The 16,509-nt window shown below is 74.9% G+C and carries 13 protein-coding genes, 1 pseudogene and 1 riboswitch; of the genes and pseudogenes, 7 read left to right on the plus strand and 7 right to left on the minus strand.

Features of this window, described 5'->3' with window-relative positions:
• Positions 1–20: 20 nt before the first annotated feature.
• Genes cbiE through ETD83_RS16060 form a run of 3 tightly spaced genes read left to right on the plus strand, consistent with a single transcriptional unit; the run spans position 21 to position 2,706 of the window.
• On the plus strand, positions 21–1,235 hold the full coding sequence (gene cbiE, locus ETD83_RS16050; protein WP_138645933.1) for a precorrin-6y C5,15-methyltransferase (decarboxylating) subunit CbiE: 1,215 nt from the start codon (positions 21–23) through the stop codon (positions 1,233–1,235).
• A complete protein-coding gene (gene cobM, locus ETD83_RS16055) occupies positions 1,235–1,978 on the plus strand; it encodes a precorrin-4 C(11)-methyltransferase (RefSeq protein WP_138645934.1) in 744 nt (247 codons plus the stop codon). Before cbiE ends, cobM begins: the two co-directional genes overlap by 1 nt.
• Positions 1,975–2,706: a cobalt-precorrin-6A reductase gene (locus ETD83_RS16060; RefSeq protein ID WP_138645935.1), complete on the plus strand. Its 732-nt coding sequence runs from the start codon at positions 1,975–1,977 to the stop codon at positions 2,704–2,706. Before cobM ends, ETD83_RS16060 begins: the two co-directional genes overlap by 4 nt.
• Here the strand turns inward: ETD83_RS16060 and ETD83_RS16065 are convergent.
• From ETD83_RS16065 to ETD83_RS16075, 3 genes are read right to left on the minus strand one after another with little or no spacing between them, the layout of a single operon-like run.
• The gene (locus tag ETD83_RS16065) at positions 2,697–4,184 is read right to left on the minus strand and encodes a precorrin-2 C(20)-methyltransferase (RefSeq protein ID WP_138645942.1); all 1,488 of its coding nucleotides are present in this window, start codon (positions 4,182–4,184) and stop codon (positions 2,697–2,699) included. The two genes, ETD83_RS16060 and ETD83_RS16065, sit on opposite strands and share 10 nt — an antisense overlap.
• Complete coding sequence (locus ETD83_RS16070; RefSeq protein ID WP_138645936.1) at positions 4,184–4,804, minus strand: precorrin-8X methylmutase; 621 nt, start codon at positions 4,802–4,804, stop codon at positions 4,184–4,186. Before ETD83_RS16070 ends, ETD83_RS16065 begins: the two co-directional genes overlap by 1 nt.
• Positions 4,801–5,910 (minus strand): precorrin-3B synthase, encoded by a 1,110-nt coding sequence (locus tag ETD83_RS16075; protein WP_205717699.1) that lies wholly within the window; start codon positions 5,908–5,910, stop codon positions 4,801–4,803. The genes ETD83_RS16070 and ETD83_RS16075 overlap by 4 nt, the downstream gene beginning before the upstream one ends.
• Before the next feature lie 122 nt (positions 5,911–6,032).
• Positions 6,033–6,247: riboswitch (cobalamin riboswitch) on the plus strand.
• A 115-nt stretch (positions 6,248–6,362) separates the two neighbouring features.
• Here ETD83_RS16075 and cobN point away from each other — a divergent pair.
• Complete coding sequence (gene cobN, locus ETD83_RS16080; RefSeq protein WP_205717701.1) at positions 6,363–9,938, plus strand: cobaltochelatase subunit CobN; 3,576 nt, start codon at positions 6,363–6,365, stop codon at positions 9,936–9,938.
• On the opposite strand, the pseudogene ETD83_RS16085 reads toward cobN, so the two are convergent.
• The 4 genes and pseudogenes from ETD83_RS16085 to ETD83_RS16095 all read right to left on the minus strand — a co-directional run bounded on the left by ETD83_RS16085 (position 9,893) and on the right by ETD83_RS16095 (position 14,784).
• Positions 9,893–11,226, minus strand: a pseudogene (locus tag ETD83_RS16085) (cobyrinate a,c-diamide synthase). The gene cobN and the pseudogene ETD83_RS16085 overlap by 46 nt on opposite strands.
• A 41-nt stretch (positions 11,227–11,267) precedes the next feature.
• Positions 11,268–11,870: a cob(I)yrinic acid a,c-diamide adenosyltransferase gene (gene cobO / locus ETD83_RS44490; RefSeq protein ID WP_230420946.1), complete on the minus strand. Its 603-nt coding sequence runs from the start codon at positions 11,868–11,870 to the stop codon at positions 11,268–11,270.
• A gap of 1 nt (position 11,871) precedes the next feature.
• Positions 11,872–13,860, minus strand: coding sequence for a putative cobaltochelatase (locus tag ETD83_RS16090; RefSeq protein WP_171064231.1), 1,989 nt, complete (start codon positions 13,858–13,860; stop codon positions 11,872–11,874).
• 336 nt (positions 13,861–14,196) lie between these two features.
• Positions 14,197–14,784: a histidine phosphatase family protein gene (locus ETD83_RS16095; protein ID WP_138645937.1), complete on the minus strand. Its 588-nt coding sequence runs from the start codon at positions 14,782–14,784 to the stop codon at positions 14,197–14,199.
• A 210-nt stretch (positions 14,785–14,994) separates the two neighbouring features.
• Between ETD83_RS16095 and ETD83_RS16100 the strand changes: the two genes are divergently transcribed.
• From ETD83_RS16100 to ETD83_RS16110, 3 genes are all read left to right on the plus strand, one after another.
• Positions 14,995–15,216, plus strand: coding sequence for a CbtB domain-containing protein (locus tag ETD83_RS16100; protein WP_138645938.1), 222 nt, complete (start codon positions 14,995–14,997; stop codon positions 15,214–15,216).
• A gap of 39 nt (positions 15,217–15,255) precedes the next feature.
• Positions 15,256–16,116 (plus strand): CbtA family protein, encoded by an 861-nt coding sequence (locus tag ETD83_RS16105; RefSeq protein WP_138645939.1) that lies wholly within the window; start codon positions 15,256–15,258, stop codon positions 16,114–16,116.
• Between the two features lie 162 nt (positions 16,117–16,278).
• On the plus strand, positions 16,279–16,509 hold a 231-nt coding region (locus tag ETD83_RS16110; RefSeq protein ID WP_138645940.1), incomplete at its 3' end, for a TetR family transcriptional regulator.

Here is a 16,509-nt window from a genome sequence, read left to right on the forward strand (position 1 = left end):
TCAGCCGGGCGGGGAGGCCAGTGGACGCGCATGTCATCTCCGTCGTGGGCATCGGCGCCGACGGGTGGGACGGGCTCGCGGAGGCGTCCCGGGAGGCGCTGCGGGAGGCGGACGTGCTGTTCGGCGGCCGCCGCCAGCTCGGTCTCGTCCCGGCGGGGAAGGCGGAGCGGGTGCCCTGGCCCTCGCCGCTCCTGCCCGCGCTGCCCGGGCTGATCCGGCGCTATGACGGCCGTGCCATCGCCGTCCTGGCCAGCGGGGATCCGATGTTCTACGGGATCGGGTCCACCCTCGCGGAGCTGCTCGGTCCGGCGCGGCTGCGGGTGCTGCCGCATCCGTCGTCGGTGTCGCTGGCGTGCGCCCGGCTCGGCTGGCCGCTGGAGCGGGTGGACGTCGCCAGCCTCGTCGGCCGTCCGGCGGAGACCCTGAACGCGCTCGTCGCGCCAGGCAGGCGGGTCCTGGCGCTCGGCGCGGGTCGGGAGGCGCCGGCGGTCGTGGCGGCGCTGCTCGCCGGGCGCGGGTTCGGGCCCAGCAGGATGACCGTGCTGTGCGATCTGGGCGCGGAGGCCGAGTCGGTGCGGCACGGGGTCGCCGGGGAGTGGACGGAGCCCGCCGCGTCCGCGCTGAACATCGTCGCCGTGGAGTGCGCGCCCGGTCCCGGCGCGGCGCCGCTGCCCCGCGTGTCCGGGCTTCCCGACGGCGCCTTCGAGCATGACGGGCAGATCACCAAGAGCGAGGTTCGTGCGGTCACCCTGTCGCGTCTCGCGCCGCTGCCCGGTGAGCTGCTGTGGGACGTGGGCGCCGGTGCGGGCAGCGTCGCGATCGAGTGGGCGCGGGCGCATCCGTCCTGCGCGGCGGTCGCGGTGGAGAGCCGCCCGGAGCGGGCGGAGCGGATCGGCCGGAACGCCAGGTCGCTCGGCGTGCCCGGCGTGCGCGTGGTGACGGGCCGGGCCCCCGGCGCGCTGGACGGGCTGCCGCCCCCGGACGCGGTGTTCGTCGGCGGCGGTCTCACCGTCCCTGGCCTGCTGGAGCGCTGCTGGGACGCGCTGAGACCCGGCGGGCGTCTCGTCGCCAACGCCGTCACACTCGAATCGGAGGTCCGGGTCGCCCAGGCGCGCGAGACGCACGGCGGGGAACTCGTCCGCGTCGGCGTCGAGCGGGCCGGGCCGCTGGGCGGGTTCACCGGGTGGCGCCCGGCGATGCCCGTCACCATCTGGACGATACGGAAGGACGTCTGATGACCGTCTACTTCGTCGGGGCCGGTCCAGGCGCCGCCGACCTCATCACGGTGCGGGGACTGCGGGTGCTGGAGTCCGCACCGGTGTGCCTGTACGCGGGGTCGCTGGTGCCGCGCGAGCTGCTGGACGCCTGCCCGCCGGGCGCCCGGCTGGTCGACACCGCGAACCTGACGCTGGACGAGATCGTGGCCGAGCTGATCGCCGCGCACCGGGGCGGGCTGGACGTGGCGCGCCTGTGCTCGGGCGATCCGTCGGTGTTCAGCGCGGTGGCCGAGCAGGTGCGGCGGCTGGACGCGGCGGGCGTGCCGCATGAGATCGTCCCTGGCGTGCCGGCGTTCGCGGCGGCGGCGGCCTCGCTGGGACGGGAGCTGACCGTGCCGGGTGTGGGGCAGACGGTGATCCTGACGCGGACGGCGGCGCGGGCCACGCCGATGCCGGACGGCGAGGACCTCGCCACCCTCGGCGCGAGCGGCGCCACGATGGTGCTGCACCTGGCCGTCCAGCGCATCGACGAGGTGACGGCCGGGCTGCTGCCGCACTACGGCGCGGACTGCCCGGTCGCGGTGGTCGCCCGGGCCAGCCGCCCGGACGAGCTGATCCTGCGCGGCACCCTCGCCGGCATCGCCGGCCTGGTGCGGGAGGCCGGGGTGAAGCGCACGGCCGTGATCGTCGTCGGGCGGGTGCTGACGGCGTCGGCGTTCCCCGACAGCCACCTCTACAGCGCGGAGCGGGAACGGGTGTGAGGCGCGTCCTGATCCTCGGCGGGACGGCGGAGGCCCGGGACCTCGCGGCGCGGCTGTCGGGCGTGCCGGGCGTGCACGTCGTGTCGTCGCTCGCCGGGCGCGTCACCGACCCGCGGCTGCCCGCCGGGGACGTGCGCGTCGGCGGCTTCGGCGGCCCGGACGGGCTGGCGGCGTGGCTCCGCGAGCACCGGATCGACCGCGCCGTGGACGCCACGCACCCGTTCGCGGAGCGGATGAGCGCCTCGGCGGCGAAGGCGTCGCAGCTGGCTGGCGTGCCGCTGCTCGCGCTGCGCCGTCCCGGCTGGCGGGAGGGGGACGGCGACGGCTGGCGCCGCGTCCCGTCGCTCGGCGAGGCCGCCGCCGTGCTGCCGGACGGCGCCCGCGCGTTCCTCACCACCGGGCGGCGGAGTATCCCGGTGTTCGCGGCCCGTACCGGGGTGTGGTTTCTCGCCAGGTCGGTCGACCCGCCGGAGCCGCCCGTCCCGTCCAACGTGTGCGTGCTGCTCTCCCGCGGCCCCTACACGGTGGACGGCGAGCGTGCGCTGATCCGCGAGCACCGGCTGGACGTGCTGGTCACCAAGGACAGCGGCGGCGCGATGACCCGCGCGAAGCTCACCGCGGCACGGGAGGCCCGGCTGCCGGTGATCATGGTCGATCGCCCGCCCGTCCCGGGCGGCGTCGAGACGACGAGTGACGTGGCCGCCGCCGCGCGCTGGGCTCAGGGGTAGCGGCGGGGCGTGTAGACCACACCGCGGTCGGTGACCCGGGTCGTGGACGATCCGACGATGACCAGGCAGCGCATGTCGACCTGGTCGGTTTCGAGCTTGCCGAGCGTCGTGACGGTGACGCTCTCCTCGGGACCGCCGACGTCGCGTCCGATCACGACCGGCGTCTCCGGCGAGCGGTGCTCCAGCAGCAGGTCGCGGGCCGCCGGGAGCTGGTCCCTGCGGCGGCTTGACGACGGGTTGTACAGGGCGAGCACCAGGTCGGCCCCGGCCGCGGCGGTGAGCCGGCGGGCGATCACCTCCCAGGGCTTGAGCAGGTCCGACAGCGACAGGACGCAGAAGTCGTGGCCGAGTGGCGCGCCCGCGCGTGCGGCGACGGCCTGCGCGGCGGTCAGCCCGGGGACGATACGCACCGGCACGTCGGCGAATTCCTCCTCGGCCGCCGCCTCCAGCACGGCCGTCGCCATCGCGAACACGCCCGGGTCGCCGGACGAGACGACGGCGACCCGCGCGCCGTCCCGGGCGAGCGCCAGCGCCTGCCGGGCCCGGTCCGCCTCGACGCGGTTTCCGGTGGAGTGCCGTCGCTGGCGGGGGTTGGGCGGCACGCGGTCCAGGTAAGGGCCGTAGCCGACGAGGTCGGTGGCGGACGACAGGACGTCCTGCGCCTCCGGGGTGAGCCACGGCCGTCCCGCCGGGCCGAGCCCGACGACCGTCACGCCTCCCGGCGCGTCCGGCCGCGCCGGGGGAGCGGCCGTGAAGGACTTCTCGGCCGGGCTGGTCAGCAGGGCCAGCGACATGTACGGGACGTCCGCCGGGTCGACGCCGGCGAGCGGCTCGACCCGCTGCCGGTCGGTGGCGGCCCGTTCGACGTACCAGGCGTCGCCGAGCCGTCCGGCGTCCTCGAACGCCTGCCTGACCTTGGGAAACGTCCGGCCGAGCTTGAGGACGGCCGCCGCGTCCGCCGAGCGCAGCCGTTCGGCCAGCTCGTCGCCGGGGAGCGTGCCCGGCAGTACGGTCAGCGTCTCCTCGCGCTCCACCAGCGGGCGCCCCGCCGCGGCGGAGGCGGCGCTGAGCGAGGTGACGCCCGGCACGACCTCGGCCGGGTAGTGGGGAGCGAGCCGTTTGTGCAGGTGCATGTAGGAACCGTAGAACAGCGGGTCGCCCTCGCTCAGGACGACGACCGTCCGGCCCGCGTCCAGGTGCGCGGCGAGCCTGGCGGTGCAGTCGGTGTAGAACTCCTCAAGCGCGCCCTTGTAACCGCCCGGGTGATCGGTCGTCTCCGTGGTGACCGGGTAGACGAGCTGCTCCTCGACCTGGCCGTCGCGCAGGTAGGGCGCCGCGACGGTCCGGGCGATGCTGCGGCCGTGCCGGGCGGAATGGTAGGCGACCACGTCCGCCGCGCGGATCAGCCGGGCCGCCTTCACGGTGACCAGCTCGGGGTCGCCGGGGCCGACGCCAACGCCGTAGAGCCGTCCCGTCATCATTCCGCCTCACTGGCGATGGCGTTGACCGCCGCCGCCGTCATCGCGCTGCCGCCGCGCCGCCCGCGCACCACCAGGTGCGGCAGGTCGCTCGCGGCGAGCGCCTCCTTGGACTCGGCCGCCCCGATGAACCCGACCGGGATCCCGAGGACCGCGGCCGGACGTCCCGCGTCCCGCCCCACCAGCTCCAGCAGCCGGAACAGCGCGGTCGGCGCGTTGCCGACCGCGACGACGGCGCCGTCGAGGCGGCCCCGCCACAGGTCGAGGGCCGCCGCGCTGCGCGTCGTGCCGAGCCGGGCCGCCAGCTCCGGAACGCGCGGGTCGCCGAGCGTGCACACGATCTCGTTGCCGGCGGGGAGCCGGGCCCGGGTGATGCCGGACGCCACCATCCGCGCATCGCACAGGACCGGCGCGCCCTCCAGCAGCGCGGCCCGGGCCCGCGCGACGACGCCCGGCGACCAGGCGAGGTCGTCGACGAGGTCGGTCATCCCGCAGGCGTGGATCATGCGGACGGCGACGCGCGCCACGTCGCCGGGCAGTCCCGACAGGTCGGCCTCCGCGCGGATGGTCGCGAACGACCGCCGGTAGATCTCGGCTCCGTCGCGGATGTAGTCGGTCATCGCTCTTGCCCGCCCACTGTCTTCAGCGTGACCGGGCCGCGCGGCATCCCGCAGCGCCGGTCGCAACCCGCCCAGTGGACGGGGGTCGGCGAGGCGTGGTCCAGGCCGTCCACCCAGCGGCGGGCCTCGCCCTGCACGTCGCCTCGCGACTTCGCGCAGCCGGGGCTGCCGGTGCACGCCGTCACCCCGACCCACGGGGAGCCGGGATCGGCCGCGAATCCCTGCTGGGCCAGCCGGGCCGTGGCCCCTTCCGCCCCGTCCCGCCGCAGGTCCCGCAGGACGACGCTCCGCCACGGCGTCAGGCGCACCTCGTCCGCGACCTCGGCGAGCGCCTCGGCCTGCGCACCCGACAGCCGCCCGAGCGGCGGCACGACCTCCAGCGCGGCCAGTCCGTCCCGCTGCTGGACGATCCCCGCGTGCGGGGCCGGCGGATCCGGGACGGGCCTCCCGTCCGCCAGGACTCCGCCCAGCCGTTCCGCGACGAGACTCGCCCCGTCGGGTACTTCGGCCAGCCGCCAGGCGCCGCCGCGGACGTCGAGGAACGCCTCCGCCGCCGCGGTCATGGTCAGGAGGGGATCGGCGGATGCCAGGGCGAGCGGTGTTCCGGCCAGGAGAAGGCCACCGGGGGTCAGCGTCAGATCGGCGTTCAGGGGCGCCACGTCGCCGGTGCCGTCGTCCAGCGCGAACAGGAACCGGCCCGGGAGACCAGCCAGCCGGGGATGCGCGCACAGCCTCCGGTCGAGCGCCGTGACCAGCGGGTCGGTCGCGAGGCGGCCGTTCCGCCCGCGTCCGCCGAGGGGCGAGGCGACGATGTTGCGCACCCGCTCGTGGGACGCCGAGGGCAGCAGGCCGGCGACCGCGAGGCGCGCCGCGAGCGCCGCCGGGTCGCGCACGCCGCGCAGCTGGAGGTTGGCGCGGGACGTCAGCTCGATGACGTCCCGGCCCAGCTCGCGGGCGGCGGCGCCGAGCACCATGAGCTGCGCGGCGGACACCGCGCCGCCGGGGGTGCGGACGCGTGCCAGCGGGCCGTCGGCGGCGTCGTGCGTCTGGAGCGTCCCGGGGCACGCGTCGGTGCGCGACCTCCCCACCGCACGGACATTCGGCACGATGAGGATGTTAGCCCCCGTCCTCCAGGCCCCACCCGCCACCAATCAAAGGACGAGCTCCGCTCGGCCACAGTTTGCGGGCGGGCCGCGCTGCCGTACGCTTCTGAACGACGACGGCAGTGAACATTTTCCTCCGGTCTGTCCGCAGAGGCGTGTCCTGTGCGGACCTGCCGAGGAGGAAAAGTGTTCAGTTGGAGGAAGCCGGTGTGAATCCGGCGCGGTCCCGCCACTGTCACCGGGGAGCGACCCCCGCTTGAGGCCACTGTCCCTCGTGGACGGGAAGGTCGGGGCGAGTGCCGATCCGGGAGCCAGGACACTCCAGCCGTCGTGACACCCGCGACCGGGGCGAGGACCCCAGGGGGAGAGGATCTGCCGTGTCTGCCGACACGTCCGCGCAAGAGCGCACCCGTCACTCGTGGGGGACCGACCCCCCACACCCCCCGGAACGGCTTGTGCTGCTGCTCTCGACGTCCGACACCGATCTGCTCAGCGCCCGCGCGTCCGGCGCCGCCTACCGGCTCGGCAACCCCGCGCGGCTCGCCGTGGACGACCTGCCGGAGCTGGTCGAGGGCGCCGATCTCGTCGTCGTCCGGCTGCTCGGCGGGCGGCGCGCCTGGGAGGACGGGCTGGACGCGCTGCTGGCGGGCCCGCGGCCGGTGGTCGTCCTCGGTGGTGAGCAGGCGCCCGACGCGGAGCTGATGGAGCTCTCCACGGTGAGCGGCGGCGTGTGCGCCGACGCGCACGCCTACCTGGCGCACGGCGGGCCGCCCAATCTGGCCGAGTTGCACGCCTTCCTGTGCGACACCGTGCTGCTCACGGGCCGCGGGTTCGCACTGCCGCAGCCCACCCCCACGTGGGGACGGCTGGAGCGGGAGTCCCGCGCCTCCGACGGTCCCGTGGTCGGGGTGCTCTACTACCGCGCCCATCACGTGGCCGGGAACACCGCGTTCGTCGAAGCGCTGTGCACCGCCGTGGAGGGCGCGGGAGGACGGCCGCTGCCGGTGTTCTGCTCGTCGCTGCGCGCGGTGGAGCCGGAACTGCTGGCCACGCTCCGGAAGGCGGACGCCCTGGTCGTGACGGTCCTCGCGGCGGGCGGGTCCCGGCCCGCGACGGCGGGGGCGGGCGGCGACGACGAAGCGTGGGACGTCGGCGCCCTCGCCGCGCTGGACGTCCCGATCCTGCAGGGCCTCTGCCTCACCATGCCCCGGGCCGACTGGGAGGAGAGCGACGACGGCCTGTCCCCGCTGGACGCCGCGTCGCAGGTCGCCATCCCCGAGTTCGACGGGCGGATCATCACGGTCCCGTTCTCGTTCAAGGAGACCGGCGAGGACGGCCTCACGGTCTATGCCGCCGACCCCGAGCGGGCGGCGCGGGTCGCGGGCATCGCCGTCCGGCACGGCCGGCTGCGGCACACCCCGCCCGCCGAGCGGCGCCTGGTCGTGATGCTGTCGGCTTACCCGACGAAGCACTCCCGCGTCGGCAACGCGGTGGGGCTGGACACCCCGGCGAGCACCGTCCGGCTGCTGGCCCGGCTCGCGGACGCCGGGTACGACGTCGGCGAGGGCTTTCCCGGCGTGGCGGACCAGGACGGGGACGCGCTCGTCCACGCGCTGATCGCGGCGGGCGGGCAGGACGAGGACTGGCTCACCGAGGAGCAGCTCGCGGGCAACCCCGTCCGGATCTCCGCCGCGTCCTACGAGCGCTGGTACCGCACCCTCCCGCAGGATCTGCGGGAGGAGATGGAGCGGCACTGGGGCCCGGCGCCCGGGGAGCTGTTCGTCCAGGACGGCGACATCGTGCTCGCCGCCCTGCGCGCGGGCAACGTCGTCGTCATGGTGCAGCCGCCGCGCGGTTTCGGGCAGAACCCGATCGCGATCTACCACGACCCCGACCTGCCGCCGAGCCACCACTACCTCGCCGCCTACCGGTGGCTGTCGGACGAGTTCGGCGCGCACGCGATCGTGCACGTCGGCAAGCACGGCAACCTGGAATGGCTGCCCGGCAAAGCGGCGGGCATGTCGGCGTCGTGCGGCACCGACGCGGCGCTCGGCGACGTCCCGCTCATCTACCCGTTCCTCGTCAACGACCCCGGCGAGGGCACGCAGGCCAAGCGCCGCGCGCACGCCGTGCTCGTGGACCACATGGTCCCGCCGATGGCCCGCGCCGAGACCTACGGCGACATCGCCCGCCTCGAACAGCTCCTGGACGAGCACGCCACGATCGCCGCGATGGACCCGGCGAAGCTGCCCGCGATCCGCGCGCAGATCTGGACGCTGATCCAGGCCGCGAAGCTCGATCACGACCTCGGCTTGGACGACCGTCCCCACGACGCCGAGTTCGACGACTTCGTCCTGCACGTGGACGGCTGGCTGTGCGAGGTGAAGGACGCGCAGATCCGCGACGGCCTGCACGTTCTCGGCGAGGCACCGGCCGGGTCGGTCCGCGTCGGCCTGGTGCTGGCCATGCTCCGCGCCCGGCAGATGTGGTCGGGACGCGAGACGCTGCCCGGCCTGCGCGAGGCACTCGGCCTCACCGAGGACGGCACCGAGGCGCTCGCCGACGTGGACGCCGCCGAGTCCGCCGCCCGCTCGCTCGTCCAGGCGATGGAAGACGCCGGTTGGCGGCCGGACGCGGTCGCGCGGGTCGCGGCACAGGTACCCGAGGAGCGTCGTGATCTCGTGGCGCGGGTGCTCGAGTTCGCCGCGACGGAGGTCGTCCCGCGCCTGGCCCGCACGACCGACGAGATGGACCACGTCCTGCACGCCTTGGACGGGGGCTACGTCCCGGCCGGGCCGAGCGGCTCACCGCTGCGCGGCCTGATCAACGTCCTGCCGACCGGGCGCAACTTCTACTCCGTGGACCCGCGCGCCGTGCCGAGCCGCCTCGCCTGGGAGACCGGGCAGGCGATGGCCGAGTCGCTGCTGGCGCGCTACCGCGCCGACCACGGCGAATGGCCGCGCTCGGTGGGCCTGTCGGTGTGGGGGACGAGCGCGATGCGCACGGCGGGCGACGACATCGCCGAAGTGCTGGCGCTGCTCGGCGTCCGCCCGGAGTGGGACGAGGCGTCCCGCCGCGTCACCCGGCTGGAGCCGGTCCCGGTCGCGGAGCTGGGCAGGCCGCGCATCGACGTGACGGTCCGCATCAGCGGGTTCTTCCGGGACGCGTTCCCGCACGTCGTCGCGATGCTGGACGACGCCGTCCGGCTCGTCGCCGGGCTGGACGAGCCCGACGCCGACAACCACGTCCGCGCCCACGTGCGGGCCGACCGGGAACGCCACGGCGACGACCGGCGCGCCACCCTCCGCGTCTTCGGGTCGGCGCCCGGTGCCTACGGCGCCGGCCTGCTGCCGCTCATCGACAGCCGCAACTGGCGCGACGACGCCGACCTCGCCGAGGTGTACGCGGTGTGGGGCGGCCACGCCTACGGCCGCGACCTCGACGGGGTCCCGGCCCGCGCCGACATGGAGAGCGCCTACCGGCGGATCGCCGTCGCCGCCAAGAACGTCGACACCCGCGAGCACGACATCGCCGACTCCGACGACTACTTCCAGTACCACGGCGGGATGATCGCGACCGTGCGGGCGCTGACCGGCCGCGACCCCGCCGCCTACGTCGGCGACAGCACCCGCCCGGACGCGGTCCGCACCCGGACGCTGTCGGAGGAGACCGCGCGGATCTTCCGCGCCCGCGTCGTCAACCCGAACTGGCTGGCCGCGATGCGCCGGCACGGTTACAAGGGGGCGTTCGAGCTGGCCGCGACCGTCGACTACCTGTTCGGCTACGACGCCACCACCGGTGTCATGGCCGACTGGATGTACGACCGGCTCACCGCCGCCTACGTCCTGGACGAGGAGAACCGCGCGTTCATGCAGGAGTCCAACCCGTGGGCGCTGCACGGCATCGCCGAACGGCTGCTGGAGGCGGCCGAGCGCGGCATGTGGGAGCATCCGGACCCGGAGATCCTCCAGGCGCTGCAGGCGGCCTACCTCAAGGCCGAGGGCGATCTGGAGGACGACACCAGCCGCTGAGCCGCCTCCGGATGCCCGGCCCAGTGCAGGTGCAGGTACGACGCGGTGATCCGGTCGTCTCCGAACCCGTCTCCGTCTCCGTCTCCGCCCCGTCCGCCCAGCGGAACAGCGGGCCGGCAACGGTGGTCAGGGCCGTCCGGTGGAACTCGTGGCCGCGGAACCGCTCGCCCGGACGGGTCAGCGGCGACTCCGCCACGGCGACCGCGTCCCGGTAGCCGAGCGTCAGCTTCGCCGTCATCCGCGCACGTCCCGGCACCCGCCCGCACATCCGCCGCCCGTCGAGTTCCTCGCACAGGTAGAGGAGGCCCGCGCATTCGGCGGCGATCGGGCCGCCGAACCTGGCCACGGCCGCGCGCATCGCCGCGTTCGCGGCCAGCTCGGCGGCGTGCGCCTCCGGGAACCCGCCGCCGATGACCAGCGCGGCGGCGCCGTCCGGGAGCGCCTCGTCGCGCAGCGGATCGAAGACGGCGACGTCGGCTCCCGCCGCGCGCAGCAGCTCCGCGTGCTCGGCGTAGGAGAAGGTGAACGCCTTCCCGCCCGCCATCGCGACGACCGGGCCGCCCTGCACCGGCTCCACATGCGCGGCGGGGTCCCAGGGACGGCCCGGCGGCGGGGGAGCGGTCGCCGCGAGACGCACGAGCGCGTCCAGGTCGCAGGACCGCCCGATCAGCTCGCCGAGCCGCTCCACCGCCCGCACGGCCTCCGTCCCGCGCTCGGCCGCCGGGATCAGGCCGAGATGCCGGGACGGGGTGACGATCCCGTCGTCGCGGCGGATCGCGCCGAGCACCGGCACGCCCGCCGCCTCCAGCGCGCCCCGGCACAGCTCCTCGTGCCGGTCCGACCCGACCCGGTTGAGGACGACCCCGCCGACCCGGACGTCCGGCTCGAACGACGCGAAGCCGTGCACGAGCGCCGCTACCGAACGGCTCTGGCGCGCCGCGTCCACCACGAGCACGACGGGCGCGGCGAGCAGCCGCGCGACATGGGCCGTGGACGCGAACCCGCTGTCGCCGCGCCCGTCGAACAGGCCCATCACGCCCTCGACCACGGCGACGTCGCACCCGGCGGCGCCGTGCAGGAACAGGGGCGCGATCCGCTCCTCGCCGACCAGCCAGGGGTCGAGGTTGCGGCCGGGGCGTCCGGCCGCGAGCGCGTGGTACCCGGGGTCGATGTAGTCGGGCCCGACCTTGTGCGGGGACACCGTCAGGCCGCGCGCCCGCAGCGCCGCGATCAGCCCCGTCGCGACGGTCGTCTTCCCGCTCCCGGACGCCGGCGCCGCGACCACCAGCCGCGGGACGGCACCGCCTGACCGCGGGACGCGCCGGGCGGTCACCACTCGATGCCCCGCTGGCCCTTCTGCCCGGTGTCCATCGGATGCCGGACCTTGCCCATCTCCGTGACGAGGTCGGCGGCCTCGATGAGCCGGTCCGGCGCGTCCCGTCCGGTGATGACGACGTGCTGGTCGCCGGGACGGGCGGTGAGGGTCTCCACCACGTCGTCCAGGTCGATCCAGCCCCACTTGAGCGGGTAGGTGAACTCGTCCAGCACGTAGAAGCGGTGTGTTTCGGCGGCCAGGTCGCGACTGATCTGCTCCCAGCCCTCCCGCGCGTTCGCGGCGTGGTCGTCCTCGGCGCCGGGCCGCCGGATCCACGACCAGCCCTCGCCCATCTTGTGCCAGGCGACCGGCCCGCCCTCGCCGCTCCCGCCCAGGACCTGCAGCGCGCGTTCCTCGCCGATCCGCCATTTCGCCGACTTCACGAACTGGTACACCGCGATCGGCCAGCCCTGGTTCCACGCCCGCAGCGCCATCCCGAACGCGGCCGTCGACTTCCCTTTCCCGTGGCCGGTGTGGACGATCAGCAGCGGCCGGTTGCGGCGCTGCCGCGTGGTGAGGCCGTCGTCGGGGACGGACACCGGCTTCCCCTGAGGCATCTCAGGCCGCCTTCCGCTGATCGCGCACGATCTTGTCGAGGTCGCCCAGCGGCACGAGCCGTGCCCCGAGCCGCGTCGCGAGACGCCCGGCGAGGCCGAGCCGGACGGGGCCGTCCTCGCAGTCGACGACGATCCCGGCCGTCCCGGCGAGCAGCCCGGCGGCCCGCGCCACGTCACCTTCGGCCGTCGCGCGGCCGTCGGTGACGATCACGAGCAGCGGGCGCCGCGCCGGGTCGCGCAGCCGCTCGGCGCGCAGCACCTCCGCCGCCCGGACCAGCCCGGCGGCCAGCGGCGTGCGGCCCCCGGTCGGCAGGGCGCGCAGCCGTGCCGCGCCCGCCTCGACCGATGACGTCGGCGGCAGCACGAGGTCGGCCGTCCGGCCGCGGAAGGTGATGAGGCCGATCTTGTCGCGGCGCTGGTAGGCGTCCAGCAGCAGGCTCAGCACCGCCGTCTTCACCGTCGTCATGCGGCGGCGCGCGGCCATCGAGCCGCTGGCGTCCACGACGAACAGCACCAGGTTGCCTTCGCGGCCCTCGCGGGCGGCCTCGCGCAGATCGTCCGGCCGCAGCACGAGCCCGGCGCCGGACCGCCCGCGCGCCCGCTGATGCGGGGCCGCGGCCAGCATGGTCGCCACCACGTGCGGGTCGCGGACCTTCCCTGCCGGACGGCGCGCCCCGGTGACGTGGCCGCGCGCCGTCCGCGACCGCGAACGGCGTCCCGCGACGCCGTCGCCGACCCCGGGGACCTGCAGCAGCGGCACCGCATGCGGCTTCGAGACGGTCGCGACGCGCTCGCCGCCGCCCGCGCTTTCCGCCCGCTCGTCCTCCCCTTGCTCAGGCGAAGGCGGCTCGGCCGACCCCTCCGCGCCGTCAGCCGGACGCGGCGGCCCCTCGCCTACGCCACCGCCGTCGCCACCGCCGTCGCCGTCGGGCGGCGGGTCGTCATCGGGAGAGGTGTCGTTCAGCAGGTCGTCCAGCCGCGACTCGTCCAGGCCGGGCGCGTCGAACGGGTCGCGGCGACGGCGGTGCGGCAGCGCCAGCCGGGCGGCGGCGCGGACGTCGTCCGCCGTCACCTCGTCGCGGCCGTGCCAGGCGGCGTGCGCGAGCGCGGCGTTGGCCGTGACGAGATCGGCGCGCAGTCCGTCCACCTCGAAACCGGCGCACACCGCCGCGATCTGCTCCAGCCGCTCGTCCGGCAGCCGGACGCCCGCCAGCCGCTCCCGCGCCGCCGCGATGCGCCCGGCGAGCGCGGTCTCCTCGGCGGCCCAGCGCGCCGCGAACCGCGCCGGGTCGGCGTCGAACGCCAGCCGCCGCCGGACCACCTCGGCGCGCTCCTTCGGCTCCCGCGACGCCCGCACCTCGACCGTCAGCCCGAACCGGTCGAGCAGCTGGGGGCGCAGCTCGCCCTCCTCGGGGTTCATCGTCCCGACGAGCAGGAACCGGGCGGCGTGCCGGACCGAGACCGACTCGCGCTCGACGTAGCAGGTGCCGAGCGCGGCCGCGTCCAGGAGCAGGTCGACGAGGTGGTCGTGCAGCAGGTTCACCTCGTCCACGTACAGGACGCCGCGGTGCGCCGCCGCGAGCAGGCCCGGCTCGAACGCCTTGACGCCCTCGGTCAGCGCCCGCTCCACGTCCAGCGACCCGGCGACCCGGTCCTCCGACGCGCCGACCGGCAGCTCCACCAGCGCGGACGGCCGCCGCATCGATGGAGCGCCAGGGCCGTGCGGGCCGTCCGGGCAGGACGGGTCGGGCGCGGCCGGATCGCAGGCGAACCGGCAGCCCGTCACCGTGTCCACGGCGGGGAGCTGCGCGGCGAGCGCGCGGACGACCGTCGACTTGGCGGTGCCCTTCTCGCCGCGCACCAGCACGCCGCCGACCCGCGGGGAGACGGCGTTGAGCAGCAGCGCCAGCTTCAGGTCGTCGAGGCCGACGACGGCGGTGAACGGATAGGCGGCGTTCAGAGGGGCGGCGTTCTGGCGGGCCTCGTCCATCAGGACGCCGGGCCCGGGCCGCGGCGCGGAGACCGCGAGCGGCCACCGGCCGATCCGGGAATCGGAGCACGAGCTGGAGCCGACGGCGAACTCACGGTACCTCCATAAGGGATCTTGCGCGTCCCGGACAGATGAGGTCGCGGCGGTCCGAGTGACCTGGCTCCCGGGCTCACCGACCCGGATACAGTGGCGCGTCCGCACCGGCCTCTCACCGGATTTCCCTCGGACAACCGCGGAACAGGGGGACGGTACGGGCTCGCTCCCGCGGCTGTCAAGATCACGCGCGCCCAGGTCAAGGGCGGGGCTGGGTGACACTTTCGCACCTATTGTCTTGACTTATTGCGACTTCCTAATAACTACGACCTGATGTCCGGTCTCGCGCAGGCGCCACCGGCCGCCGCGGCGTGACAGGACGGTCTGGGACAGCGGAGGGACGTCCATCCGCCAGAAGCCGCCGGGTGGGCATCCGAGAACGTGCAGGACGGCCGCTCGTACCTGTGCGGGGTGTGTGACGGCGGCGATGCGGGACGGGGTGTCGGGGAGCCGGTCGAGCCAGGCCCCCATTCGCGCGATCACGTCGGCGGCGGTCTCTCCGCCGTGCGGCGCTCGACCGGGATCGGTCATCCAGGCGTACAGGTCCGCCAGGTTCTCGGCCTCCACATCGGCGAGGCGGCGCCCGCGCCAGGCGGCCGCGTCCAGGTCGGCGAGCAGCGGATCCGGCGCGGCGTCCAGCCCCAGCGCCACGGCGGTCTGCTCGCAGCGCCGCTCGGGGCCGCGGTGAGCCGCGTCGACACGGCCCAGCGCACCGTGACACGCGGTCGCCGCGGCCAGGCCACGGGTGTCGAGCGGCTCGTCGGCGGGAAAGCGCGCCTCCCGTGTCGCCGCCGTGGAGGCGTGGCTGATCAGCACGAGCCGGACGGTCACCGGGCCGGCCTCTCCTCTGATGTGGATCGCGTCCCATTGACGGTTCGCTGCGCGCAGAATACGGTCACGGCGGGAGATGGTAGGGGAAGCCGGTGGGAATCCGGCACGGTCGCGCCACTGTGATCCGGCCCGAGTCGGGGCCGGGAGTCAGACCTCCACAGTCTCCACTGGTCCATCGAGTGCGGGACGCGAGATCCCTGGAGGCCTCAGATGAGCACGTCCACGTTCCACCGCGCTGGCAGCGGCGCCACCCCGGTCATCCTGGACGGCGCCCGGGCGGCCCTGTGGTTGTTCGGGACCGTCCTGTTCGGCGTGGTGCTGTACTACTTCGTCGGCATCGACCAGGGCGCCACCTCGGTGTTCGGGAACGACACCCACATCCACGAGTTCATCCACGACGCGCGGCATTTCCTGGGATTCCCCTGCCACTGATCCATCGGCTCGGGGAACGAATCATCAAGGAGTGACGCCGTGGAACGGCAATTCATCGTGCGTGGCATGCTCGCGGGCGCGCTCGGCGGCCTGCTGGCGTTCGTGTTCGCCCGGATCTTCGCCGAGCCCCCGATCCAGGACGCCATCGACTACGAGGGCGGCCGCGACGAAGCCCAGTCGCTGCTGGACCAGGCGGCGGGGCTCCCGGCCGCGCACGAGCACGCCGACCCGTTCAGCCGCGCGATCCAGGGCAGCGTCGGCCTCGGCGTCGGGATCATCGCGTTCGGAATCGCGATGGGCGCCCTGTACGGGGTCGCCTACGCCCTGGCCTGCGGACGCACCGGAGGGGTCCGGCCGCGCCCGCTCGCCCTGCTGGTCGCGGCCGGTGGTTTCCTCGCCCTGTACTTGATTCCGTTCCTGAAGTACCCGGCGAACCCGCCCGCCGTGGGTAACCACGAGACCATTCGTGATCGCGGCGGCCTGTACCTGCTGATGGTGGGCGTCTCGATCGTCGTGCTGGTGGCCGGGGTGTGGTTCGGGCAGCGCCTCAAACCGCGGTTCGGCACCTGGAGCGCTTCGCTGCTCGCAGCGCTGGCGTGCGCGGTCGTGCTCGGCGTGGTGATGCTTCTGCTGCCGTCCCTGGGCGAGCTGCCGGCGAACGTCCGCGAGCACGGGCAGCACGCGACCGAGACACCGCTTCCGCTCACCGACCCCCAGGGCCGGGTCGTCTACCCGGGGTTCCCCGCCGACACGCTGTTCGAGTTCCGCCTTTATTCGGTCGCCGCGCAGGCGATCCTGTGGGCCTCCATCGGACTGTGCTTCGCACCCCTCGCCGAACGCCTCCTGACCTCCGGATCCGCCCGCTCCAGGCCCACGGCCGAACCGGCCACCGCTGGATAAGTCACCCCTCCGCGGCCACCTCACGCGGGACGGGCTCGTGCCCAATATGGGTCACGACCAGGTCATCGTCGGCGGTGCCGCCGCCGGAGGGTGAGCAGATGCCTTCCTCGTCCGCAGGTCCTCGCCACGACTGATTCAAACGTTGTTTGATACAGTGTTGGTATGGATGGGGCGGCAGACACGCGGGGTCGGATCGTCGCGGCGGCCGAGCGGCTGTTCGCCAGTGGTGGGGAGGAGGCGACCTCGCTGCGGGCGATCACCCGGGGGGCCGGGGTGAACGTCGCGGCGATCCACTACCACTTCGGCGGCCGGGACGGGCTGCTGCGGGAAGTCCTGGACCGCTATGTCGGGCCGCTCAACCGGCGTCGGCTGGCGCTGCTGGACGAGGCCGAG

Source organism: Actinomadura soli (assembly GCF_005889715.1).
Lineage (GTDB): Bacteria > Actinomycetota > Actinomycetes > Streptosporangiales > Streptosporangiaceae > Spirillospora > Spirillospora soli.

Bases quoted from the DNA above. Each gene is read 5' to 3' on its own strand.
- cobO (WP_230420946.1), bottom strand. From the start codon at position 11,870: ATGCCTCAGGGGAAGCCGGTGTCCGTCCCCGACGACGGCCTCACCACG.
- ETD83_RS16065 (WP_138645942.1), bottom strand. From the start codon at position 4,184: ATGACGGGACGGCTCTACGGCGTTGGCGTCGGCCCCGGCGACCCCGAG.
- ETD83_RS16100 (WP_138645938.1), top strand. From the start codon at position 14,995: ATGAGCACGTCCACGTTCCACCGCGCTGGCAGCGGCGCCACCCCGGTC.
- ETD83_RS16070 (WP_138645936.1), bottom strand. From the start codon at position 4,804: ATGACCGACTACATCCGCGACGGAGCCGAGATCTACCGGCGGTCGTTC.
- ETD83_RS16090 (WP_171064231.1), bottom strand. From the start codon at position 13,860: ATGGACGAGGCCCGCCAGAACGCCGCCCCTCTGAACGCCGCCTATCCG.
- cobM (WP_138645934.1), top strand. From the start codon at position 1,235: ATGACCGTCTACTTCGTCGGGGCCGGTCCAGGCGCCGCCGACCTCATC.